The organism is Pseudomonas sp. CC11G (genome assembly GCF_056174845.1).
In genome coordinates, this window is the sequence record NZ_JBWBZC010000004.1 from 144,505 (window position 1) to 163,725 (window position 19,221).

The 19,221-nt window shown below is 62.2% G+C and carries 16 protein-coding genes and 5 pseudogenes; 10 read left to right on the forward strand and 11 right to left on the reverse strand.

Annotated features, from left to right (window positions below; translation table 11 throughout):
• Positions 1–2 precede the first annotated feature (2 nt).
• Positions 3–911: a glutaminase B gene (gene glsB / locus AC0V2S_RS06950; RefSeq protein ID WP_475509109.1), complete on the reverse strand. Its 909-nt coding sequence runs from the start codon at positions 909–911 to the stop codon at positions 3–5.
• A 228-nt stretch (positions 912–1,139) separates the two neighbouring features.
• Between glsB and AC0V2S_RS06955 the strand changes: the two genes are divergently transcribed.
• Entirely contained in the window at positions 1,140–2,198 is a 1,059-nt protein-coding gene (locus AC0V2S_RS06955) for a hypothetical protein (protein WP_475509110.1), read from the forward strand.
• Positions 2,199–2,341: 143 nt separating this feature from the next.
• Positions 2,342–2,748: pseudogene (locus AC0V2S_RS06960) on the forward strand (SMI1/KNR4 family protein).
• A gap of 27 nt (positions 2,749–2,775) precedes the next feature.
• Here AC0V2S_RS06960 and AC0V2S_RS06965 read toward each other — a convergent pair.
• From AC0V2S_RS06965 to AC0V2S_RS06990, 6 genes and pseudogenes are all read right to left on the reverse strand, one after another.
• Entirely contained in the window at positions 2,776–3,114 is a 339-nt protein-coding gene (locus tag AC0V2S_RS06965; protein WP_475509111.1) for a hypothetical protein, read from the reverse strand.
• On the reverse strand, positions 3,090–3,593 hold the full coding sequence (locus AC0V2S_RS06970; RefSeq protein WP_475509112.1) for a hypothetical protein: 504 nt from the start codon (positions 3,591–3,593) through the stop codon (positions 3,090–3,092). The genes AC0V2S_RS06965 and AC0V2S_RS06970 overlap by 25 nt, the downstream gene beginning before the upstream one ends.
• Positions 3,575–3,721 (reverse strand): hypothetical protein, encoded by a 147-nt coding sequence (locus AC0V2S_RS06975; protein ID WP_475509113.1) that lies wholly within the window; start codon positions 3,719–3,721, stop codon positions 3,575–3,577. The genes AC0V2S_RS06970 and AC0V2S_RS06975 overlap by 19 nt, the downstream gene beginning before the upstream one ends.
• A gap of 58 nt (positions 3,722–3,779) precedes the next feature.
• Positions 3,780–4,634: pseudogene (locus AC0V2S_RS06980) on the reverse strand (cation:proton antiporter domain-containing protein).
• A gap of 148 nt (positions 4,635–4,782) precedes the next feature.
• Positions 4,783–5,447 (reverse strand): annotated as a pseudogene (locus AC0V2S_RS06985) (GntR family transcriptional regulator).
• Between the two features lie 72 nt (positions 5,448–5,519).
• Positions 5,520–6,299 carry an SDR family NAD(P)-dependent oxidoreductase gene (locus tag AC0V2S_RS06990; RefSeq protein WP_475509114.1) on the reverse strand — a complete coding sequence of 260 codons (780 nt, stop codon included), beginning with the start codon at positions 6,297–6,299 and terminating at the stop codon, positions 5,520–5,522.
• Positions 6,300–6,418: 119 nt separating this feature from the next.
• Here AC0V2S_RS06990 and AC0V2S_RS06995 point away from each other — a divergent pair, with 119 nt between their 5' ends.
• The 6 genes and pseudogenes from AC0V2S_RS06995 to AC0V2S_RS07020 all read left to right on the forward strand — a co-directional run.
• The gene (locus AC0V2S_RS06995) at positions 6,419–7,819 is read left to right on the forward strand and encodes an aspartate aminotransferase family protein (RefSeq protein ID WP_475509115.1); all 1,401 of its coding nucleotides are present in this window, start codon (positions 6,419–6,421) and stop codon (positions 7,817–7,819) included.
• Between the two features lie 6 nt (positions 7,820–7,825).
• On the forward strand, positions 7,826–9,208 hold the full coding sequence (locus AC0V2S_RS07000) for a glutamine synthetase family protein (protein ID WP_475509116.1): 1,383 nt from the start codon (positions 7,826–7,828) through the stop codon (positions 9,206–9,208).
• A 50-nt stretch (positions 9,209–9,258) separates the two neighbouring features.
• On the forward strand, positions 9,259–10,056 hold the full coding sequence (locus AC0V2S_RS07005; RefSeq protein WP_475509117.1) for a substrate-binding periplasmic protein: 798 nt from the start codon (positions 9,259–9,261) through the stop codon (positions 10,054–10,056).
• Between the two features lie 158 nt (positions 10,057–10,214).
• A complete protein-coding gene (locus tag AC0V2S_RS07010; protein ID WP_475509118.1) occupies positions 10,215–10,706 on the forward strand; it encodes an acyl-CoA thioesterase in 492 nt (163 codons plus the stop codon).
• Positions 10,707–11,012: 306 nt separating this feature from the next.
• The gene (gene ybaL / locus AC0V2S_RS07015) at positions 11,013–12,692 is read left to right on the forward strand and encodes a YbaL family putative K(+) efflux transporter (protein WP_475509119.1); all 1,680 of its coding nucleotides are present in this window, start codon (positions 11,013–11,015) and stop codon (positions 12,690–12,692) included.
• 90 nt (positions 12,693–12,782) lie between these two features.
• Positions 12,783–13,094, forward strand: a pseudogene (locus AC0V2S_RS07020) (DUF3301 domain-containing protein); the annotation flags it as partial.
• Between the two features lie 192 nt (positions 13,095–13,286).
• On the opposite strand, the gene AC0V2S_RS07025 reads toward AC0V2S_RS07020, so the two are convergent.
• Entirely contained in the window at positions 13,287–14,171 is an 885-nt protein-coding gene (locus AC0V2S_RS07025) for an alpha/beta fold hydrolase (protein WP_475509120.1), read from the reverse strand.
• Between the two features lie 143 nt (positions 14,172–14,314).
• Entirely contained in the window at positions 14,315–15,277 is a 963-nt protein-coding gene (locus tag AC0V2S_RS07030) for a CobW family GTP-binding protein (RefSeq protein WP_475509121.1), read from the reverse strand.
• 105 nt (positions 15,278–15,382) lie between these two features.
• Here AC0V2S_RS07030 and AC0V2S_RS07035 point away from each other — a divergent pair, with 105 nt between their 5' ends.
• Positions 15,383–15,736, forward strand: a complete 354-nt coding sequence (locus AC0V2S_RS07035) for an NADH:ubiquinone oxidoreductase (protein ID WP_475509122.1) — start codon at positions 15,383–15,385, stop codon at positions 15,734–15,736.
• Positions 15,737–15,742: 6 nt separating this feature from the next.
• On the opposite strand, the gene zigA is transcribed toward AC0V2S_RS07035, so the two are convergent.
• Together zigA and AC0V2S_RS07045 are read right to left on the reverse strand one after the other, a co-directional pair.
• Positions 15,743–16,948: a zinc metallochaperone GTPase ZigA gene (gene zigA / locus AC0V2S_RS07040; protein WP_475509123.1), complete on the reverse strand. Its 1,206-nt coding sequence runs from the start codon at positions 16,946–16,948 to the stop codon at positions 15,743–15,745.
• A 288-nt stretch (positions 16,949–17,236) separates the two neighbouring features.
• Positions 17,237–17,632, reverse strand: a complete 396-nt coding sequence (locus AC0V2S_RS07045; protein ID WP_475509124.1) for a DUF3617 family protein — start codon at positions 17,630–17,632, stop codon at positions 17,237–17,239.
• Positions 17,633–17,779: 147 nt separating this feature from the next.
• Between AC0V2S_RS07045 and cls the strand changes: the two are divergent.
• Positions 17,780–19,218 (forward strand): annotated as a pseudogene (gene cls / locus AC0V2S_RS07050) (cardiolipin synthase).
• Positions 19,219–19,221: the final 3 nt, after the last annotated feature.

Consider the following 19,221-nt stretch of genomic DNA (forward strand, 5'->3'; position numbering starts at 1 on the left):
GATCAAAACACCGACCACCCAATCCGCTGACTCAACAACTCCAACGCCGCCATCCCCACCAGCGAATTCCCGGCCGCATTCAATTCCGGCGACCACACGCACACCGTAAACCGCCCCGGTACCACCGCCACAATGCCGCCGCCCACCCCGCTCTTGCCCGGCAACCCCACGCGGTAGGCAAAGTTGCCGGCCTCGTCGTACAGCCCGCTGGTGGCCATGATGGAGTTCACCTGCTGGGTTTGCCGCGCGGTCAGAATCTGCTCGCCGCTGTGTTTGCAGAACCCGTCGTTGGCCAGAAAACAGAAAGCCCGCGCCAGGTCCACGCAGCTCATGCGCAGGGCGCAGTAACTGAAATAGCTGCGCAGCACCGTTTCGACGTCGTTGTGGAAATTGCCGAAGGATTGCATCAGGTAGGCCATGGCGGCATTGCGGGCGCGGAACTGGAATTCCGAGTCGGCGACATGGCGGTCCACCGTGACGGTCGGGTTACCAGACAGACGCCGAACAAAGTCGCGCATCGACAACACCGGCGCCGCAAAACGCGACTGGTTGATATCGCAGATCACCAGCGCGCCGGCATTGATAAAGGGGTTACGCGGTTTGCCGCGCTCGAATTCCAGCTGCACCAGCGAGTTGAACGGCTGCCCGGACGGCTCATGGCCCAGGCGCTCCCAGATGGCTTCACCGGAATGCTCAATGGCCTGCACCAGGCTGAACACCTTGGAAATGCTCTGCACCGAGAACGGTGTGTCGGCATCACCGGCGGTAAACACCTCGCCGTCATTGCCATACACGGCAATGCCCAACTGCGCGGCCGGCACCTCGGCCAATGCCGGAATGTAGCTGGCTACCTTGCCCTGACCAATCAACGGGCGAACTTCATCGAGAATTTCAGTCAACAGCGCTTGCATGCGTGGGCTCCCTGGCAACCTTGTTCTAGACGCAGGCAGCGCCAAGCAAAGCACAGGGCGCGCTAACCATCACGGATTGGCACTTGTCGTAACTGAATATTTCAACCGATACTCGGCCCGGGCAGCGCCACTTGCCCACCCTCAAGGACGCAACACCCACATCAAGGAATGAAACATGGCGAAGCTCCGTAGCCCCGGGCAAAACGTAAATTGTGGATCCGCATCAGCATGGTCGTGCTGGCCGTACTGGGCCTGACAGCGGCCTACTTCATCAAAGGGCCGGCGCAAGTCGCAGCCATCCAACTCAGCAAACACCACAACAGCGCACAAGCCACCGTCGCCTCGCTCGACCAGGCCGAAGAAGAATACCGTGGCCGTAAAGGCCGCAAGAAAACCCGCATCGTCTACTCGGTGAGCTACGCCTACGACATCAACGGCACCCGCTACGAACACGAACAGTCCATCACGGCGGGGGAATACGACGCCCTGGAAGGTCACGACGACCTGGAAGTCTGGTACCTCGAAGGCAAGCCGGACAGCGCCAAACCGCAGCTGGTAGTCGAGCACCAAGCCAAAGAGCCCGCGGGCGAGCGCGTGTTCGACGCCGCCACCTGGTTTATCCCGCTGGTGGTCATCCTCAACCTGCTGCTGACCTTTCTGTTCGGCCGCGAGCCCAAAGGCAAATTGCCGGAAGGGTTCTATACCGAGAACAGCTGGCTGGACGTGGAAGACGACCGCCTGATCGTGCTCGACGGCAACCATGTGTTGTCCATGAGCTTCGACAAGAAGCACCGCGACCAGGTACAGGAGATTTATCAACGGGGCGGCCTGAACGGTAACTACCTGGAAGAGATCCTTTCCAAGGTCGAAACCAAGCGCACCCTGGTCGACCTCAGCACCGTGAGCAAAATGACCAGCGAGCACTACGACGACGTGATTCGCCTGACCTACAGTCTCGAGGGCAAGGACGAAACCCTGAGCCTGGAATTCCTGAGCGCCACCGTCAAAGCCCACGCCCTGCAACGCATCGCCCGCGCGTTGCCGGCCAGCCTGAATATGCAGGTGGAAAAGCTCACCCGCCTGCAGGCCGCCCGTGTGCCACTGGCGGTGGCGGTGGTCAGCGCCGGGGTGGCGTATTACTTCCTGGACCATATCTGGGTGGTCGGGCTGCTGGGTTTGCTTGGGCTGTACGCGTTGAAAGTCGGCCTGGCGCGTTTGATCGACCCGACCATTACCACCACGTTCAAAGCCGAACCGGCGGCTAGCAAGTTGGTGGTTAACGGCTGATCGGACCGCCGCACGGCCGCTCCTACAGAATGCGCGGTTTGTAGGAGCGAGCTTGCTCGCGAAGCTTTTCCCGCACTGAGTTAGTTTTTTTTGGGCCCAGCTACTGTATAAATCCACCCCCCATTGCCCGAGGAGAGCCAGCCATGGAAGAAGTCATCGACGAGCTGCGTGAACTCAACGAGAAAGTCCCGGTACCGCTTGAGCTGCCGGATGAAGAATTGCTGGTGGAGATCGAAGAACAGCTGCTGATCAACATCCCCTTCGAATTCCGCGAATTCCTGCTCAAGGTGAGCGACGTGGTGTACGGCCGCCTGGAGCCAGTCACCGTCACCGACCCGCAATCGCACACCTACCTGCCCGAAGTGGCCTCGGTGGCCTGGTCGCTCGGCGTGCCGCGCGAGCTGATTCCGCTGTGCGAGGACCGAGGCAACTACTACTGCGTCGAACTCGACGGCACGGTGCTGCTGTGGGACGGCGACGAAGAAGACCTCACCGACGAAGCTGGGACTCGGTGTGGAAATGGGCGCGTGAGGTGTGGTTGGAAAGCTGATTTCCCGCAGGGATATCGGGGTCCGCCTCAATGCGGATCCCGCTGCTCCAACGTTTCCAACAACGCAATCTGCATCCGCGTATGCACGCGAATCAGCCAGCGCCACAGCAACGCGCTGATGCCCGCTGCGAGCAGGGCAATCAATAGCAGCAACTCCAGCGTCGGCAGAATGCTCGCCGACAGCGCCATCAACAGCAGCAAAATCACCACCAGCGACAACGCCGGAATCAGCTCGGCCACCACCTTGCGCACCCGCGCCGTGTGGCGTCCGGCCATTTCAGGCTTCACGCCCATTTCCGCCAGCAGCATCGACAGCGCCTTGAGCTTGCGGTACGCGGCAATCAGGAATGGCAGCGACAGCAACAACGCAGCCCCCAGATCAGCCCTTTCTGCCCATTCTCGGCCTGCACCCAATCCACCAGGTACAACGCCAGGTTGTCGGCAAAGAACGCGCTGACAAAGAAGATCGCCACCACCAGCGCCAGGTTGACCCCGACCTGCAGCAGAATCCGCCGGATCATCGCCGCCAGCAGCGCGCTTTCGCCTTGCGGCTGAATGCTGCGCAGCCATTCACCGTACATGCCGAATACCCGTGCCACCGGCAGAGGCACCACGGTAGCAAGCTTGTTGGAAAGCGGGTCCGCCACGCGAATCAAATAAGGCGTGGATAAGGTGGTGAGCACCGAAACGGCCACGGCCACCGGGTACAGAAAATCGCTGGTCACCTGCAGGCTGATGCCCAACGCGGCGATGATGAACGAGAATTCGCCGATCTGAGACAAGCCCATGCCGACGCGCAGCGAGGTGCGCCCGTCGTTGCCGGCGATCACACTGCGATGCTGCACGACACCACTTTGCCGACCACCACGGCAATGGTGATAACCACGATTGGCCAGGCGTATTCCACCAGCACGGCGGGGTCGATCATCAGGCCGATGGCGACGAAGAAGATGGCGCTGAACAGATCGCGCACGGCTCCACCAGCCGCTCGATCTGCGCCAATTGCCGCGACTCGGCCATGATCGCGCCGATCAAAAGGCGCCGAGCACCATGCTGTATTCGAGCTTCACCACCAGCAGGCAGAAGCCAAAACACAGGCCCAGCACGGTGACCAGGAGCATCTCGTTGCTCTCGAACTTGGCCACATAAGCGAGCACGCGCGGCACCAGCAGAATGCCGATAACCAGCGCCACCACCATAAACAGGCTGAGCTTGCCGACCGTGGCAAACACCTCGCCGGTCTCCACGCTGCCGCTCAGGGCAATGCCGGACAGCAGCGCGATAATGCCGATGCCGAGGATGTCTTCCACGATCAGCACGCCAAATATCAACTGGGCGAAGCGCTCGTTTTTTCATCTTCAGGTCGCCGAGCGCCTGACGATGATGGTGGTGGACGAGATGGCCAGAATGGCGCCGAGGAACAGCGAGTCCATGGTGCTCCAGCCGAAATAGCGGCCGATCTCGAAGCCGAGCCAGATCATCAGCACGATTTCCAGAAACGCCGCGATAAACGCCGTGGCACCGACCTTGAACAACTTGCGCAGGCTGAATTCCAGACCCAGGCAGAACATCAGAAAGATCACCCCCAGCTCAGCGAGGGTCTTGATGGTTTGCTCATCGTGGATCAAACCGAAGGGCGGGGTGTGCGGGCCGATGATAAAACCGGCAAGGATATAGCCCAGCACCACCGGTTGTTTGAAGCGATGAAAGAGGATGGTGACGATGCCGGCGACCAGCATGATGACGGCCAGGTCTTGAATAAAGCTGATGGCATGCATGGCGTCGGACTCCTGTTTCAACGCACCCCCACCATGGGGATTGTGGGAAAAGTCCGACCATATCACCGCCGCCCGGAGGGTCTGGGTGGGGGCAATAGAATGAAACATTTAAGGGTGCGTTGGGCCGGGATTGGCGCCTGGCTTGAGATTCTGGATCCCGGCCTTCGCCGGGATGACGGATGTCTCTTATACCAACACCGTCATCCCAGCGAAGGCTGGGATCCAGAATTCATCAGGTGAGGACAATCGCCAGGTGTTAACCCCGCGCCTGGCTCTGCACATTCTCCAAATCCAGCAGATTCAGCAAAAATTACCGAAGTACGTCAGGTCCTGCTCCATCGCCGCCCGCGCCGCCTTGCCGTCCCCGGCCCGCAGCGCCTGCAGCGTGTCGTCATGGAAGTCATTCAGGCGCAGCGACAAGTCCGCCTCGGTAAACAGCCGATTGAAGAACGGCCCCACCTGCAACCACAGACTCTCGATCTGGCGCAGCAGAATCGGATTGCCGCAGGCGCTGTAGAGCGTCAGGTGGAATTGGCTGTTGTCGTTCAAATAGCCCTGCACATCGCGGCGCTCCAGCGCCCCCTCCATGCGCTCGACACAGCCTTCCAGAATGGCCATGTCGGCGGCCGTCAGTTGGCTGGCGGCGATTTCCACGGCCAGCCCTTCAAGGGCCAGGCGCACCTGGAAAATATGCAGAAAACGTTCGCGGGTCATGGCCGGCACGCGCAGTGAGCGCTGCGGCTCGCCTTCCAGTGCGCCCTCGGCCACCAGGCGCTGCAAGGCGGCGCGCACGGGCATCGGGCTGGTGCCCAGGGCACTGGCAAGGTCTCGAATCTTCAGGCGTTCGCCCGGTTTGAATTGCCCGGCCAACAGGCCGGCGCGTAATTGCTGGTACAGCAGGTCTTGGAGGTTCTCGGCCATGGCGTTCTCACTCGGCCGAAACCGGCGGTGCCGGCAGTTGGTTCAGGGTCAGGCTGCATTCGTGGGTCATGGTTAAGGTGCCTTGTTTTCGATCAGACAATTGCCACCGTCCACCACCAGCACTTCGCCGGTGATATAGCTGGCTTCGGGGGATGCCAGGAACGCCACAGCAGCGGCGACCTCAGCGGGGTGCCCGGCACGGCCGAGCGGGGTGTAATGGGCGGCGCGGTGTTCTTCTTCGGTGCTGGAGCCGGTGGCGATCCAGCCCGGCGCCACGCTGTTTACGGTAATACCCTGCTTGGCCACCTCCAGGGCCAGCCCCATGTTCATGCCGAGCATGCCGGCCTTGGCCGCACTGTAGGCCGCCTCGCCCGGGTTGCTGCCATGGGTGCCGGTGGTGGAGCTGATATTGACGATGCGCCCATACCCGCGCGCCTGCATGCCGGGCAGCAATGCGCGAGTCAGTAAAAAGGCGCTGGTGAGGTTGCGCGCGATGGACAGGTTCCAGGTGGCCAGATCCATCTGCGCCACATTGGCAAAGGGCTCTGCGCTACCCAACTGCGCCATGCCGGCGTTGTTCACCAGAATGTCCACGTGGCCCCATTGCGCCTGCGCCCACTCGGCTAGCGTCTGCACTTGCGCCTCATCGGTGAGGTCGGCCACCGCCCAGCGCGCTTCGATACCTTCGGCCTGCAATGCCTCGGCGCGCTGGGCGACCCGTTCGCTGCTGCCGGTGAGCAGCAGCCGCACGCCTTCGCGGGCCAGACGCCGGGCAATGGCAAAACCAATGCCTTGGGCACTGCCAGCGCCGCTGATCATCGCCACTTGTCCTTTCCAGGTTACGCCAGTCATGGGCTGCTCTTGTGATCACAAAGAGGCACCATCATAGCCAAAAGCGCGATTATGGCTAGCTATTGACTTATCTGTGATCACAAAAGAGGATGGCGAGATATTCGTTCGAGGCTTTTCGCATGACTGCCAGTGGCATCAGTGACCGCGTAATTACCGAATTTGCTGCCCGCGAGCGGGCGCACTTTCTGGCCAATAACCCCAATTCCGTCGCCCTGGCCGAACGTGCTCGTGGCTCGTTGTTTGGCGGCGTGCCGATGCACTGGATGAGTGATTGGTCGACGCCCTCGCCGCTGTTTGTCAGCCGCGCTCAGGGCGCTCGTTTCTACGACGTGGACGATCACGAGTACGTGGATTTCTGCCTGGGAGACACCGGCAGCATGTTCGGCCATTCCCCCACGCCAATTGCCCGCGCCCTGGCCGAGCAAGGCGCCAACGGCCTGACCACCATGCTGCCCGGCGAAGATGCCGTGGTGGTGGGTGAGCTGCTCGCCGAGCGCTTCGGCCTGCCCTATTGGCAAGTGGCGACCACCGCCACCGACGCCAACCGCTTTGTGGTGCGCTGGGCCCGCGCCATTACCCAGCGCAAAACCTTGCTGGTATTCGATGGTTGCTACCACGGCACCGTTGATGACGTGATGGTGCGCTGCCAGGACGGCCGCACGGTGCACCGCCCCGGTCTGCTGGGCCAGGCCTATGACCTGACCGAACACAGCCGCAGCGTGCCCTTCAACGACCTCGCCGCCCTGGAAGCCGCACTGCAAACCGAAGACGTCGCCGCCGTGCTGTGCGAGCCGGCGATGACCAATATCGGCATGGTGCTGCCGGCGCCGGGCTACCTGGCCAAGCTGCGCGAGCTGACCCGCCGTTACGGCACCCTGCTGATCATCGACGAAACCCACACCATCTCCACCGGCCCCGGCGGCTGCACCCGCGAGTGGAACCTGGAGCCCGACTTCATCACCCTCGGCAAACCTATTGCCGGTGGCGTGCCGTGTTCGGTGTATGGCTGCACCGCTGCCATGGCGCAGGCGATGGTCGAGGCCCGCACCCGCGCTAGCAGCCACGGTCAGGCCCACGGCCACAGCGGCATGGGCACCACGTTGTCCGCCAACGCGCTGGCCATGCACTGCATGCGGGTGAACCTGGAAGAGGTGATGACCGCTGCGGCCTACGCCCATATGTTGCCGCTGGCCGAGCGCCTGGCATCGGGCTTTGCGGCGTTGATCGGCAAATACCAGCTGGCCTGGTCGGTAACGCAACTGGGCGCGCGCTGCGAGTTCCAGTTCTGCACCCGCTTGCCGGCCACCGGCGCGGAGGCCGAAGCGGCGTTCCATGACGAACTGCAAATGGCGCTGCACCTGTACCTGATCAACCGCGGCATTCTGATCACGCCGTTCCACAACATGACCCTGTGCTGCCCGGACACCACGTCGGCCGATGTCGACCGCCTCCTTGCGACCCTCGACCAGGCCCTGACTGAACTGCTGGCGATGCCCGGCGCCCGCGAAACTAATAGGTAATTCAACATGGCCTTTGCCGACGCTTCATTCGCCGACATTCAGGAAGCGCACGCCTTCCTCGCCGCCAACCCGCAGGTGCGCAGCATTGAGCTGTTTATCATCGACAGCAACGGCGTGCCGCGCGGCAAGCTGCTGCACCGTGACGAGCTGCTGGCCATGTACGCCAACGGCCGGCCGCTGCCGAGCACCATCCTGGGTCTGACCATCAACGGCGACGACGTCGAAGACACTGGTCTGGTCTGGGAAGTGGGCGACGCCGATTGCTGGACTTTTCCCCTGCCCGGCAGCCTCACCCTGCAACCCTGGCGTGACCGGCCCACCGGCCAGGTGCAAGTGAGCATGCACCCGCAGCAAGGGTTGCCGGCCACGGTGGCCGACCCTCGGCATGTGCTGGTGCGGGTGATCGACAGCCTGAAAGCCGACGGCTACCACCCGGTGATGGCGGTGGAGTTGGAGTTTTACCTGCTCGACCGCGAACGCGGCGAAAACGGTCGGCCGCTGCCGGCGCGCCAGGCCAACGGCGCGCGCCCCCACGCCACGCAGGTGTACGGCGTGTACGAGTTGGAACAACTCCAGCCGTTTCTCAACGACCTCTACGACGCCTGCGAAGCCCAGGGCTTGCCGGCGCGCACGGCCATTTCCGAATACGCGCCGGGCCAGGTGGAAATCACCCTGGAGCACCGCTACGACGCGCTGCAAGCCATCGACGAAGGCGTGCGTTACAAGCGCCTGGTCAAAGGCGTGGCCAACAAACACGGGCTGCAGGCCTGCTTTATGGCCAAGCCCTTTGGTGACCTGGCCGGCACCGGCATGCATATGCACGTCAGCCTGGCCGACGCCGAGGGCAATAACCTGTACGCCAGCGAAGACCCGGCGGGCACCCCGCTGCTGCGCCAGTCCATCGCCGGCATGATGGCCACGCTGCTGGACTCGCTCGCCCTGTTCTGCCCCAACGCCAACTCATTCCGCCGCTTCCAGGCCAACAGCTATGCGCCGTTGGCGCTGACCTGGGGCATCAACAACCGCACCGTGTCGCTGCGCGTACCGGGCGGGCCGGCCAGCAGCCGGCATATCGAGCACCGCATCTGCGGCGCCGACGCCAACCCCTATCTGGCCGCGGCGGCGATTCTGGCGGGCATTCAGCACGGCATCCGTCAGCAGCTCGATCCGGGTGCGCCGATTACCGGCAATGGCTATGCCCAGGCGACAGAGTTTTTGCCGACGGATTGGCTGACGGCACTGAAAGCACTGGAACAGTCGGAGTGGGCGAAAGAGGCGTTGGGTGAGGCGTACCTGAAGGTGTATTTGGCCATCAAACACGATGAATACAGACAATTCATGGGTGAAGTAGGCGAACAAGATTGGCGGTGGTATTTAACTCAAGCCTGATTGAGCAACCCAGCTGCTACGTTTTAGTGAACAGTTTTCGGAGTAGATGCATGCGGTCTTTGTTGTTGCTGACAGCGCTGCTGATGTTTGGCCAGGTACAGGCTGAAACGCTGCGCGTCGGCATTGAGAGCCACGACTATATGCCGTATTTCCGCGCCCAGCCGGGGCAGCCGGTGGAAGGCTACGCCGTGGAATTGCTGCAGCGCTTTGCCGCCGACCAGGGCATGACGCTTGAGCTGCTGCCACGACCGCTCAATCGCCTGCACCACGACCTGCTCAATACGCAGAACCTGGACATGATCTTCCCCGACAACCCGCAATGGTCGCGCGCGCTCAAGGGTGACCGGCGTCTGCATTACAGCCATGCCGCCATCAACGTGGTGGACGCCAGCCTCGTGCCGCACGAGCGCATGGGTTTGGGGCCAGACGCAGTAAAACGGCTCGGTACGGTGCGCGGCTTCACCCCGCAAGCCTGGCAGGACGAAATGCAGAAGGGCGATGTGCAACTGCTGGAAGCCAACGATATTGCCGGCTTGATTCGCATGGCGCTGCGCGGGCGTATCGACGCGCTGTATGCCAACCCGGAGGTGGTGCGCCTGCAATTGCAGAAAATGGGTGAGGACAGCAACCGCCTGATGGCCGACCCTAACCTGCCGCTGGAACACACCAGCTACCACTTGAGCACGGTGAACCGGCCGCAGTTGCTGGAGCGGTTTAACCGGTTTCTTGAGCAGCATGCCGGGGAGTTGGCGGCTCTGCGTCAGCATTACGGCCTGGCATGCAGCGCCAGCGACCTCAACGAAGAACAGCCGGCCTGCCGCGCCAGAAGCCTGGCCAATACGCGGTAACGGCCCGGCTTTTGCCTATTTTTCTTCACGCCCGTGGCGCATTCGGGCGTGACGAGCTATTCCTTTCCATCGTTCCAATAGCCAATGGCAAACAGCGCCAGGCGCTGCCGGCCATTACGGTTGGCGAACCTCTTCTTCAAAGGCCAAAAGAGTCGACCATGGAACCCGGAAACTCCCAGCTGACGATGACCGTTTTAATGACCCCCGACATGGCCAACTTCTCTGGCAATGTGCACGGCGGCACGCTGCTCAAATACCTCGACGAAGTGGCCTTTGCCTGCGCTAGCCGTTACGCCGGCACCTATGTGGTGACGCTCTCGGTGGACCAGGTGATTTTTCGCGAGCCGGTGCATGTGGGTGAGCTGGTGACCTTTCTGGCCTCGGTGAACTTCACCGGCCGCACGTCGATGGAAATCGGTGTGAAGGTGGTAACCGAGAACATTCGCGAGCGTTCGGTGCGCCACACCAACAGCTGCTTTTTCACCATGGTGGCGGTCGGCGACGACGGCAAACCAATTGTGGTGCAGCCGCTGGAGCCGGAAGACGAAGAAGGCAAACGCCGCCTCAAGCAGGCGCAGCAGCGCCGGGAGTTGAGGCAGGAGCTGGAGCGGCGGTATCAGGAAATTCGCCAGGACAGCGATCACCGGTAACGCCCAAAGCATCGAGGCTAAAGCTTCTCCCACAGGGTTATGTGATCCATTGTGGGAGAGGCTTCAACCACGATGCTCTTAACCTTCCCCCAGCACGCCATAAACATCCTGTTTAAAAACACCGCAAAATCCGCGACCGAACTGGCACGTTCGCTGCGTTAGACTGTGGCTCGCCACGCGTCCGCCGACCAACGGCATAGCCTAGCTGCCTCCCCTCCAGCTTAGGCTCCCGGCAGCGCGTTGCTTCAGACTGGCCCACACTGCATGCACCGCGGCCAGCCCATCGCGCACTATTCGGGAGATTTCATGGTTCACCACACCCCTCTGATTGCCGCACTTGCCACCGGCTTCGTGCTGGCGTTTGTGCTCGGCACCTTGGCTAATCGCCTGCGTTTATCACCCCTGGTCGGCTACCTGCTGGCGGGCGTGCTGGTCGGCCCGTTTACCCCCGGCTTTGTCGCCGATAAAGACCTCTCCAACGAACTCTCGGAAATCGGCGTCATTCTGCTGATGTTCGGCGTGGGCCTGCATTTCTCCCTCAAAGACCTGATGTCGGTAAAGAACATCGCCATTCCCGGCGCGCTGGTGCAAATCGGTGCGGCCACGCTGATGGGCATGGGCCTGGCCTGGCTGCTGGGCTGGCCGTGGGGCGCGGGGTTGATTTTCGGCCTGGCGCTGTCGGTGGCCAGTACCGTGGTGCTGCTGCGGGCGCTGGAGTCTCGGCAACTGATCGACAGCCGGCGCGGCAAGATTGCCGTGGGCTGGCTGATTGTCGAAGACCTGGTGATGGTCGTAGCGCTGGTGCTGATTCCCGCGTTGGCCGGTGTACTGGGCGGTAAAGATGCCGCACCCGACGAAGGCATCTGGCTGCAACTGGCCATCACCCTGGCCAAGGTGGCGGCCTTTGTCGCCCTGATGATCGTGGTCGGCGGCAAAGTCATTCCCTGGCTGCTGGAGAAAAGCGCCGGCACCGGTTCACGCGAATTGTTCACCCTGGCCGTGCTGGCCATTGCCATGGGTGTGGCTTATGGCTCGGCGGTGCTGTTCGGTGTGTCGTTCGCCCTGGGCGCGTTCTTCGCCGGCATGATTCTCAACGAGTCGGAATACAGCCATAAGGCCGCCGAAGACTCGCTGCCGCTGCGCGATGCCTTCGCCGTGCTGTTTTTCGTGTCGGTGGGCATGCTGTTCAACCCGATGGTGCTGATCAACGAGCCGCTGCTGGTGCTCGCCACGCTGGTGATTATCGTGTTCGGCAAATCGGTGGCGGCGCTGTTGATTGTGTTGGCCTTCGGCAAACCGCTGAGCACGGCGCTGACCATCTCTGCCAGCCTGGCGCAGATCGGGGAGTTCTCGTTTATTTTGATCGGCCTGGGCGTGGGTCTGGAGTTGGTGCCCGAAGCCGCGCGTGATTTCGTGCTGGCCGGGGCAATTCTCTCCATCGTCATCAACCCGATGCTGTTCACCCTGATCGACCGTATTCAGCCGTGGCTCGACGCACGGGAAAACACCGCGCCAGTCGGCACCGTGGAGGAAGTGCCGGCCGAGGAATTCCAGCCGATTACCGAAACCGGTCACGCCATTCTGATCGGCCATGGCCGCGTGGGCAGCCGCATCAGCGCACGCCTGCAAGCCGAGGGCATTCCGTTGGTGATCATCGAAGACAACCGCACCCAGGCCCAGGAGCTGCGGGAAATCGGCCATAGCGTGGTGCACGGCAATGCCGCCAGCAGCCGCGTGCTGGAGCTGGCCAATGTGGCCGGAGCGCGCTGGCTGTTGATCGCCATTCCCAACGGTCTGGAGGCCGGGCAGATCGCCATTCATGCCCGCGCCGCCAACCCGAACCTGGACATCATCGCCCGCGCCCATTTCGATGACGAAGTGGATTACCTGCAAGCCCACGGTGCCGATCTGGTGGTGATGGGCGAGCGGGAAATCGCGCGCATCATGTTCGATCGCCTGGGCCTGCAAACCACCGCGCCCAGTTGAACCAGCCGCCTGGCAGCGACCTTGAAGTGTCACTGGAGTTGCCAGGCATCTGGCGAGTAAGCTTGGCGCTCACGTTGGAGCGCTCTCACCATGTTTACCCTGGGCAATATGTTCGTGCTGATGTTGCTGGCTGCCGGCGCCGCCTGGCTCTGGCATGCCCATGGTTTACGTGAGCAGGCCCTTGCACGGGTCAAGCAACATTGCCAGCGCATGGAAGTGATTCTGCTCGACGACAACGTGGCGCTGCGCAAAGTAGCGCTGCTGCCCGACGCCAAAGGCCGTCGGCGCCTGGCGCGGGTTTACGGCTTTGAATTCACAGTTACCAGCGAACAACGCCACGCCGGCACCATCACCATGTTTGGCGCGCACGTGGGCACCATCGAACTGGCGCCCCACCCCTTTGTGGAAAAACCCGGTCAGATGAATGAGCAGCCCATCGTGGTCGGCGACAGCGTAGTGATGGACCCGCACGCCAGTGACTCGGTGATCGAGGTGGTGCCGGAGCGCGTCAGCGTTCACCCCGCCACCAACAACGTGGTGCAACTCAGCGACTGGCGCCGCAAGCACGACAAGCTGCACTAACCCCTTCGCGTTTTACCCCGGTAGCAAAAAGCTGCGCACGCGCTCGGCGCTGTCTTCAGGTGTCTGCTGCATAAAGCAGTGCCCGCCGGCCACCACCTGGGCGCGCACGTGGCTGTTCAATGCCGTCACCCGCGCCACCGCTTTGGCCACGAACGGGTAGCTGTGCTGGCCGTGCAAAATCTCGGTGGGGGTGACGATCTTGTTCAGCGAACTCCACAACCGACGCGGATAAGAGCTGAAGATTTCCGCCTCGCGGCTGGGCCGGCATTTCAATTCGACGCCGTCTTCCACGTCCTTCAACGCATTTTCCACGTAAGCCCACAACGCCGCGTCGTCCCAGCCTTTGAACGTGCCACGGCCATGCAGACCGGCGTAGGCCGCCGCGCGATCCGGCCAATGCTTGCGCCGCGCCGCCGACTTGCGCGCCATGGTATGGCGACGGTGCAGCCCCAACACTTCCGACACCGCCATTACGCCGATCAACGAAGGCGGAAACAGCACCGGGTCGAGCAGCACCGCGCGCTTAAACAGCTCGGGGTGTTTGGCCACAATCAGGCTGGTGAGCACCCCGCCGAAGCTGTGGCCCAAAGCAAAACGTGGCACCTCACCAAACTGTCCACGCCCAGCCTCAAATGCCTCCACCGCTAATTCGGCGCTGCGGTTCCAGCCATGGAAACGGCCACCGTGATCGCTGTCGCCATGGCCCTGGATATCGCACAACCACAGATCAAAATCCGCCGCCAGGTGCTTAAGCATCGGCTCATAGGCGCGCCCGCAAAAGCCATTGCCATGCAGAAAATGCAGCAACGGCTTGCCGCTCGGCTCGCTGTGCCAGCCACGCAGGGTGAAGTGGGCGGAGCTGGCGTGGGACCAGGGGTGGAGAGTGAAGGCGGTCATGGGTGTGGGCTTTTGGGAAACGAGGGCGGGAGTTTAGCGTTGTGGTTTGGATGGTTAAAAGCATCGAGGCTAAAGCCTCTCCCACAGGGAGGCGCATTCCATGTGGGAGAGGCTTTAGCCTCGATCGATTTGAAGTCGGTCGCCTACACCAAACACCCCGCAAACCCCGCCCCCAACACCTGCTCATCCTGCGGCTCGCTAAAAATAAGCTCCAGCCGCGAGTCCTTGCGCCATTCAATGCTCTGCCAATGCAGCGCCTCGCCATTCAGGGCGTTGGCCGACAGCCAGCCGGCGTTGGTGTGCAGCACCAGCTTCGCGCGGCGCCAGGGCAAGGTGGCCAACCACATCTGTACGCGCATCAACTCGAACTGCTGGCTGGGGTGCCAGCGCCAGCCGATACTCCAGCCCTCGGCTTGGCCGCCGCTTTGGCAAATGGGTTGGCGGGGGTCGAGCCAGATACTGGTCAGGCTCGCGGCGCTGCTAGGCACGTTCAGCGCGCCAGCCTCGGCGCTTGCTTGCTCCGCCACACCGGGCAATTCGGCAACGGGAAGCGCGCCTTGGGTCGTCCAGAACAGCGGTCGCGGCGGCAGCTGACTGGCGAGTTTTTCCCGCGTTAGGGCATCCAGGCTTTCCGCTTTATTCAGCACCAGCAAACCGGCATCGGCCAGCGCAGCCTGTTGAGTAGCGGGCAGCGCTTGGCCGCTTGCCAACGCTTGCGCATCCAGCACCAGCACGCTCGGTTGCACCGCCAGAACGCCTTCCCACGGCGGCTCACGCAGCTGCTGCAGCAGCTCGGCGGGATGGCCAAGGCCGGAGGGTTCGATAAATAGACGATGGGGTTTGGCTTTACGCAGCAAGCGCGCCAAGCCGATCTGAAACGGCGCGCCATTGACGCAGCACAGGCAGCCGCCAGCGAGTTCACTCAGGGCAATTCCATCGTCGGCGGTGGTCAGCAACGCGGCGTCCAGGCCGATCTGGCCGAACTCGTTGATCAGCACGGCCCAGCGTTCGTCCGCCGGGCGTTGGGCCAGCAGGTGTCGGATCAGGCTGGTCTTGCCGGCACCCAAGGGGCCAGCGATCAGGTGCGTGGGAATATTGCTGAGCATGCGCGGCGGTTCTCGGTGCTGATGGCCTGGGTGACTATACCGGCCCAGGCGCCAGGCTGGGCATGCTAGAGTCGCCGGCAAATTTTCCGGCCCTGGAGACCGAACATGCGCGTACTGCTGTTGCCTTTGCTGCTTCTGCTATCCGGCCAGGTATTGGCCGAAGCCTGTGTGGTGCACAGCCAGGGCGATCGCCTGGATGTGAAAGTCTGCCAGCAAAACCGCAGCATCCCGGCCAACCTGTTTCACTCCGGCTTTTGCCAGCCTACGTTGAAAGGCCAGAAGGTGACCGTGGAATACGCCGACCAATGCCCGGCGGGCTCGTTCGGCGTATGCCGCTCCGCCCAGGTGGCCGGCATGCCGTATCAGCAGGACATCCACTACTACGGCGTGGCCAGCGACGCGGCTTACCTGAAACCGGCCTGCGAGAAGCAAAGCCGCGGCGTGTGGATGGACCGCTAAGCGCGGTTACGCGGCTTCGTGCCAATCTCCGAAAGGGTCGGCGTAATGCGCCCAGCCCTCGCTGCCCGAGGCCATTTCCGCATCGCTTAGCAGACAATCATCCAGCTCGGCACTGAGCAGGTTGAAGTCGATGTTCTGCCCGATAAACACCAGTTCCTGCCGGCAATCGCCGACCTCCGCGCTCCAGTGACGCATCACGGTGGCCACGCCTTCGTCATCCTGCGGCCAGTGGTCTTTGGGCACGTGCCGCCACCAACGGCCGGCAAAGCCATAACGCATCAAACCGCCGGCCTGCGACCAGCTCCCGGCATCCTGGTGCTTGCTCGCCAACCAGAAAAAACCTTTGGAACGCAGCAAGCGGCCGTTACTCCATTCGCGGTTAATAAAGTCGTAGAAGCGCTGCGGATGAAACGGCCGGCGCGCGCGGTAGGCGAATGAGGCGATGCCGTACTCCTCGCTTTCCGGCAGGTGCTCGCCGCGCAGTTCCTTGAGCCAACCGGGCGCCTGGGCGGCGCGCTCGAAGTCAAAGCGGCCGGTGTCGAGTATTTTGCCAAGCGCCACCTGGCCCATCACCATCGGCAGAATTTCCGCATGGGTGTTCAGGCTGCCCAGAATGCTCATCAGCTCGGCGCGCTCTTCGCGGGAGATCAGGTCGATCTTGCTGATCAGAATCACATCGGCAAATTCCACCTGCTCAATCAGCAGATCAGTGATCGAGCGCTCATCGTCTTCGCCCACTACCTGGCCACGGCTGGCGAGGCTTTCGGCCTCCTGGTAATCGCGCAGAAAATTCAGGCCATCGACCACGGTGACCATGGTATCCAGGCGCGCCACGTCGTTCAGGCTCAGGCCGTCCTCGCCGCGAAAGGTGAAGGTTTCGGCCACCGGCAAAGGCTCGGCAATGCCGGTGGACTCGATCAGCAGATAGTCAAAACGACCATCGCGGGCGAGGCGGTTCACCTCTTCCAGCAGGTCCTCGCGCAGGGTGCAGCAGATGCAGCCGTTGCTCATTTCCACCAGTTTTTCTTCGGCGCGGTTCAGACTCACATCGCGCTGCACTTCGCTGCCGTCGATGTTGATTTCACTCATGTCGTTGACGATCACGGCCACGCGCAGGTTGTCGCGGTTTTTCAGAATGTGATTGAGCAGCGTACTTTTGCCGGCGCCGAGAAAGCCGGAAAGGACAGTGACGGGTAAACGCGGATCGTGCATGGGAAAGTCCTCATCCGGCTGCTCGAGCGCAGCGCTGGGGGTGTCGATTGCAGTGTTATACTATAACAACTAAATCTAGCTTTCCCGCAAGCTTTCACTTTTGTCCGCCCACAAAAAACCCCTGCACCACCGCTGTAAGCCAGCAGGGCCAGGGGTTCCACATGGAACGTGCGTTTTAAACCGCTTTCGGCAGACCGCCTTAAGGTTGACGCTTTGGCAAGCTTGAGCAGTCTGCCGCCAACCAACGCCCCTGCGATTCGGAGCGCCCTTGCTGGTTCTGCCCGCCCATCAAAAACGTGCCGTTGATGGTGGTCGCAAATTCGCGCGAACTGAGAAACGTGGTCTGCCCTGGCCTTTACCCTGTGGGCAGCTGACGTTGAATTTCATCATCTGCGGCGTGCGCTGAGTGATCTGCTGGTTGCAACCGGCCTGAGTGCCTTGGGTAGGAAAACTGTCGGTTTGCGCTTGCTGCGGGGTGATGCACATGCGCACGCCATTGCCCGACATGGCCACGCCTTGTTTGGCCATCGCCTGTTCGGCCATTTTGCGTTGCTCGGGCGGCAGGCTGCCCATCAGCAATTGCAGGTCAGGCAGTTGCTGGCCGTTAACCTGCAGGGCCGTCGATTTGATTTCCCAGAGCCCGGCTCCAACTGCTGGGCGTGTGCGAAATAGGGCAAACAGCACGCAGCGGTGGTGGCGAGTACAAGGCGCAGATTCATACGACGAGGTCCTTCTGGCAGATAGGTTACTGATGTAGACGTTAACCAAGGGTGACAGTTGCAGCTGCACACGGCACATTGCGTGTCAGCACATTGCCCAAGCGAACCCGGCATGGACCTGATCATTCCACCGATCTTCGGTTACCTGTTAGCCCTCACCCATATTTTGGGCGTGTGCGCCGCGCTGCACGCCATCCTTACCGTGCGCACCGCGCAAGGTTCGATTGCCTGGGCACTGTCGCTGTTGTTTATCCCCTACCTCACCCTGATTCCCTACCTGGTGTTCGGTCGCAGCACCTTCGACGCCTATGTGCGCGCGCGGCGCCATGCCGACCGCGAGATGCGCGCCGCCATGGGCAACCTCAACTGGCGCCCCTGGGCCGAAGAGGCGCTCGCCGCGCAAGACAGCGACGCTTACCGCACCCTGCGCGCCCTGCCCGCGCTCGGCCATATGCCGTGCCTGGCCAATAACAGGTGCGTCTGCTGCTCGACGGCCACGCCACGTTCGAGGCGATTTTCGCCGCCATCGCCAAGGCCCGGCAGGTGGTGTTGGTGCAGTTTTTTATCATCCATGACGACGAACTCGGCCGCCGCCTGCAAGCCCTGCTGCTGGAACGCGCCGCCGCCGGCGTGGCCATCTACGTGCTGTACGACAGCATCGGCAGCCACGCGCTGCCCAAGCGCTACGCGCAAACCCTGCGCCACGGCGGCGTAGACGTACGCGCCTTCAGCACCCACCGCGGCATCCTCAATCGCTTCCAGCTGAATTTCCGCAATCACCGCAAAATCGTGGTGGTCGACGGTGAGTTCGGCTTTGTCGGCGGGCTGAATGTGGGCGACGAATATATGGGCCTGAAAGCGCCCTTGGCGCCGTGGCGCGACACCCATCTTGAGCTGCGCGGCCCGGCCGTGGCATGCCTGCAGGAGTCGTTTGCCGAAGACTGGTTCTGGGCCACCCGCCAGTTGCCGCCTCTGATGCTGCCGGAAGCCTACGGCGCCGAAGGCAAACTCTGCCAGGTGCTGACCACCGGCCCAGCCGATGCTCAGGAAACCTGCTCGCTGTTTTTTGTGGAAGCCATCAATTGCGCCCGCGAGCGCCTGTGGATAACCAGCCCGTATTTCATTCCGGACGAGTCGGTGTCAGCCGCCTTGCGCCTGGCCGTGCTGCGCGGCGTGGACGTGCGCATTCTGCTGCCCTCACGGCCCGACCACCGCACCGTATACGCCGCCTCCAGCCTGTACGCGTTCGCCGCGCTGCATACCGGGGTGCGGGTGTTTCGTTATCAGCCGGGTTTTCTGCACCAGAAGGTGGTGCTGATCGACCAGAAAATCGCCGCCATCGGCAGCGCCAATCTGGACAATCGTTCCTTCCGGCTCAACTTCGAAATCATGCTGATCACCGCCGACGAAGCCTTCGCCCTGGACGTGCAGCATATGCTGGAAAACGACTTTTCCCAGGCGGTGGAACTGGCCGCCGGCGATGACCAAAACATCCACCGTTTGCGCCAGCTGGGCATGCGCATCGCCCGGCTGATTTCGCCGATTTTGTGATCG

Excerpts from the sequence above, each read along its gene's own strand:
- glsB (WP_475509109.1), bottom strand. The coding sequence starts at position 911 with ATGCAAGCGCTGTTGACTGAAATTCTCGATGAAGTTCGCCCGTTGATT.
- AC0V2S_RS06955 (WP_475509110.1), top strand. The coding sequence starts at position 1,140 with ATGGTCGTGCTGGCCGTACTGGGCCTGACAGCGGCCTACTTCATCAAA.
- AC0V2S_RS06990 (WP_475509114.1), bottom strand. The coding sequence starts at position 6,299 with ATGACTGGCGTAACCTGGAAAGGACAAGTGGCGATGATCAGCGGCGCT.
- AC0V2S_RS06995 (WP_475509115.1), top strand. The coding sequence starts at position 6,419 with ATGACTGCCAGTGGCATCAGTGACCGCGTAATTACCGAATTTGCTGCC.
- AC0V2S_RS07000 (WP_475509116.1), top strand. The coding sequence starts at position 7,826 with ATGGCCTTTGCCGACGCTTCATTCGCCGACATTCAGGAAGCGCACGCC.
- AC0V2S_RS07005 (WP_475509117.1), top strand. The coding sequence starts at position 9,259 with ATGCGGTCTTTGTTGTTGCTGACAGCGCTGCTGATGTTTGGCCAGGTA.
- AC0V2S_RS07010 (WP_475509118.1), top strand. The coding sequence starts at position 10,215 with ATGGAACCCGGAAACTCCCAGCTGACGATGACCGTTTTAATGACCCCC.
- ybaL (WP_475509119.1), top strand. The coding sequence starts at position 11,013 with ATGGTTCACCACACCCCTCTGATTGCCGCACTTGCCACCGGCTTCGTG.
- AC0V2S_RS07025 (WP_475509120.1), bottom strand. The coding sequence starts at position 14,171 with ATGACCGCCTTCACTCTCCACCCCTGGTCCCACGCCAGCTCCGCCCAC.
- AC0V2S_RS07030 (WP_475509121.1), bottom strand. The coding sequence starts at position 15,277 with ATGCTCAGCAATATTCCCACGCACCTGATCGCTGGCCCCTTGGGTGCC.
- AC0V2S_RS07035 (WP_475509122.1), top strand. The coding sequence starts at position 15,383 with ATGCGCGTACTGCTGTTGCCTTTGCTGCTTCTGCTATCCGGCCAGGTA.
- zigA (WP_475509123.1), bottom strand. The coding sequence starts at position 16,948 with ATGCACGATCCGCGTTTACCCGTCACTGTCCTTTCCGGCTTTCTCGGC.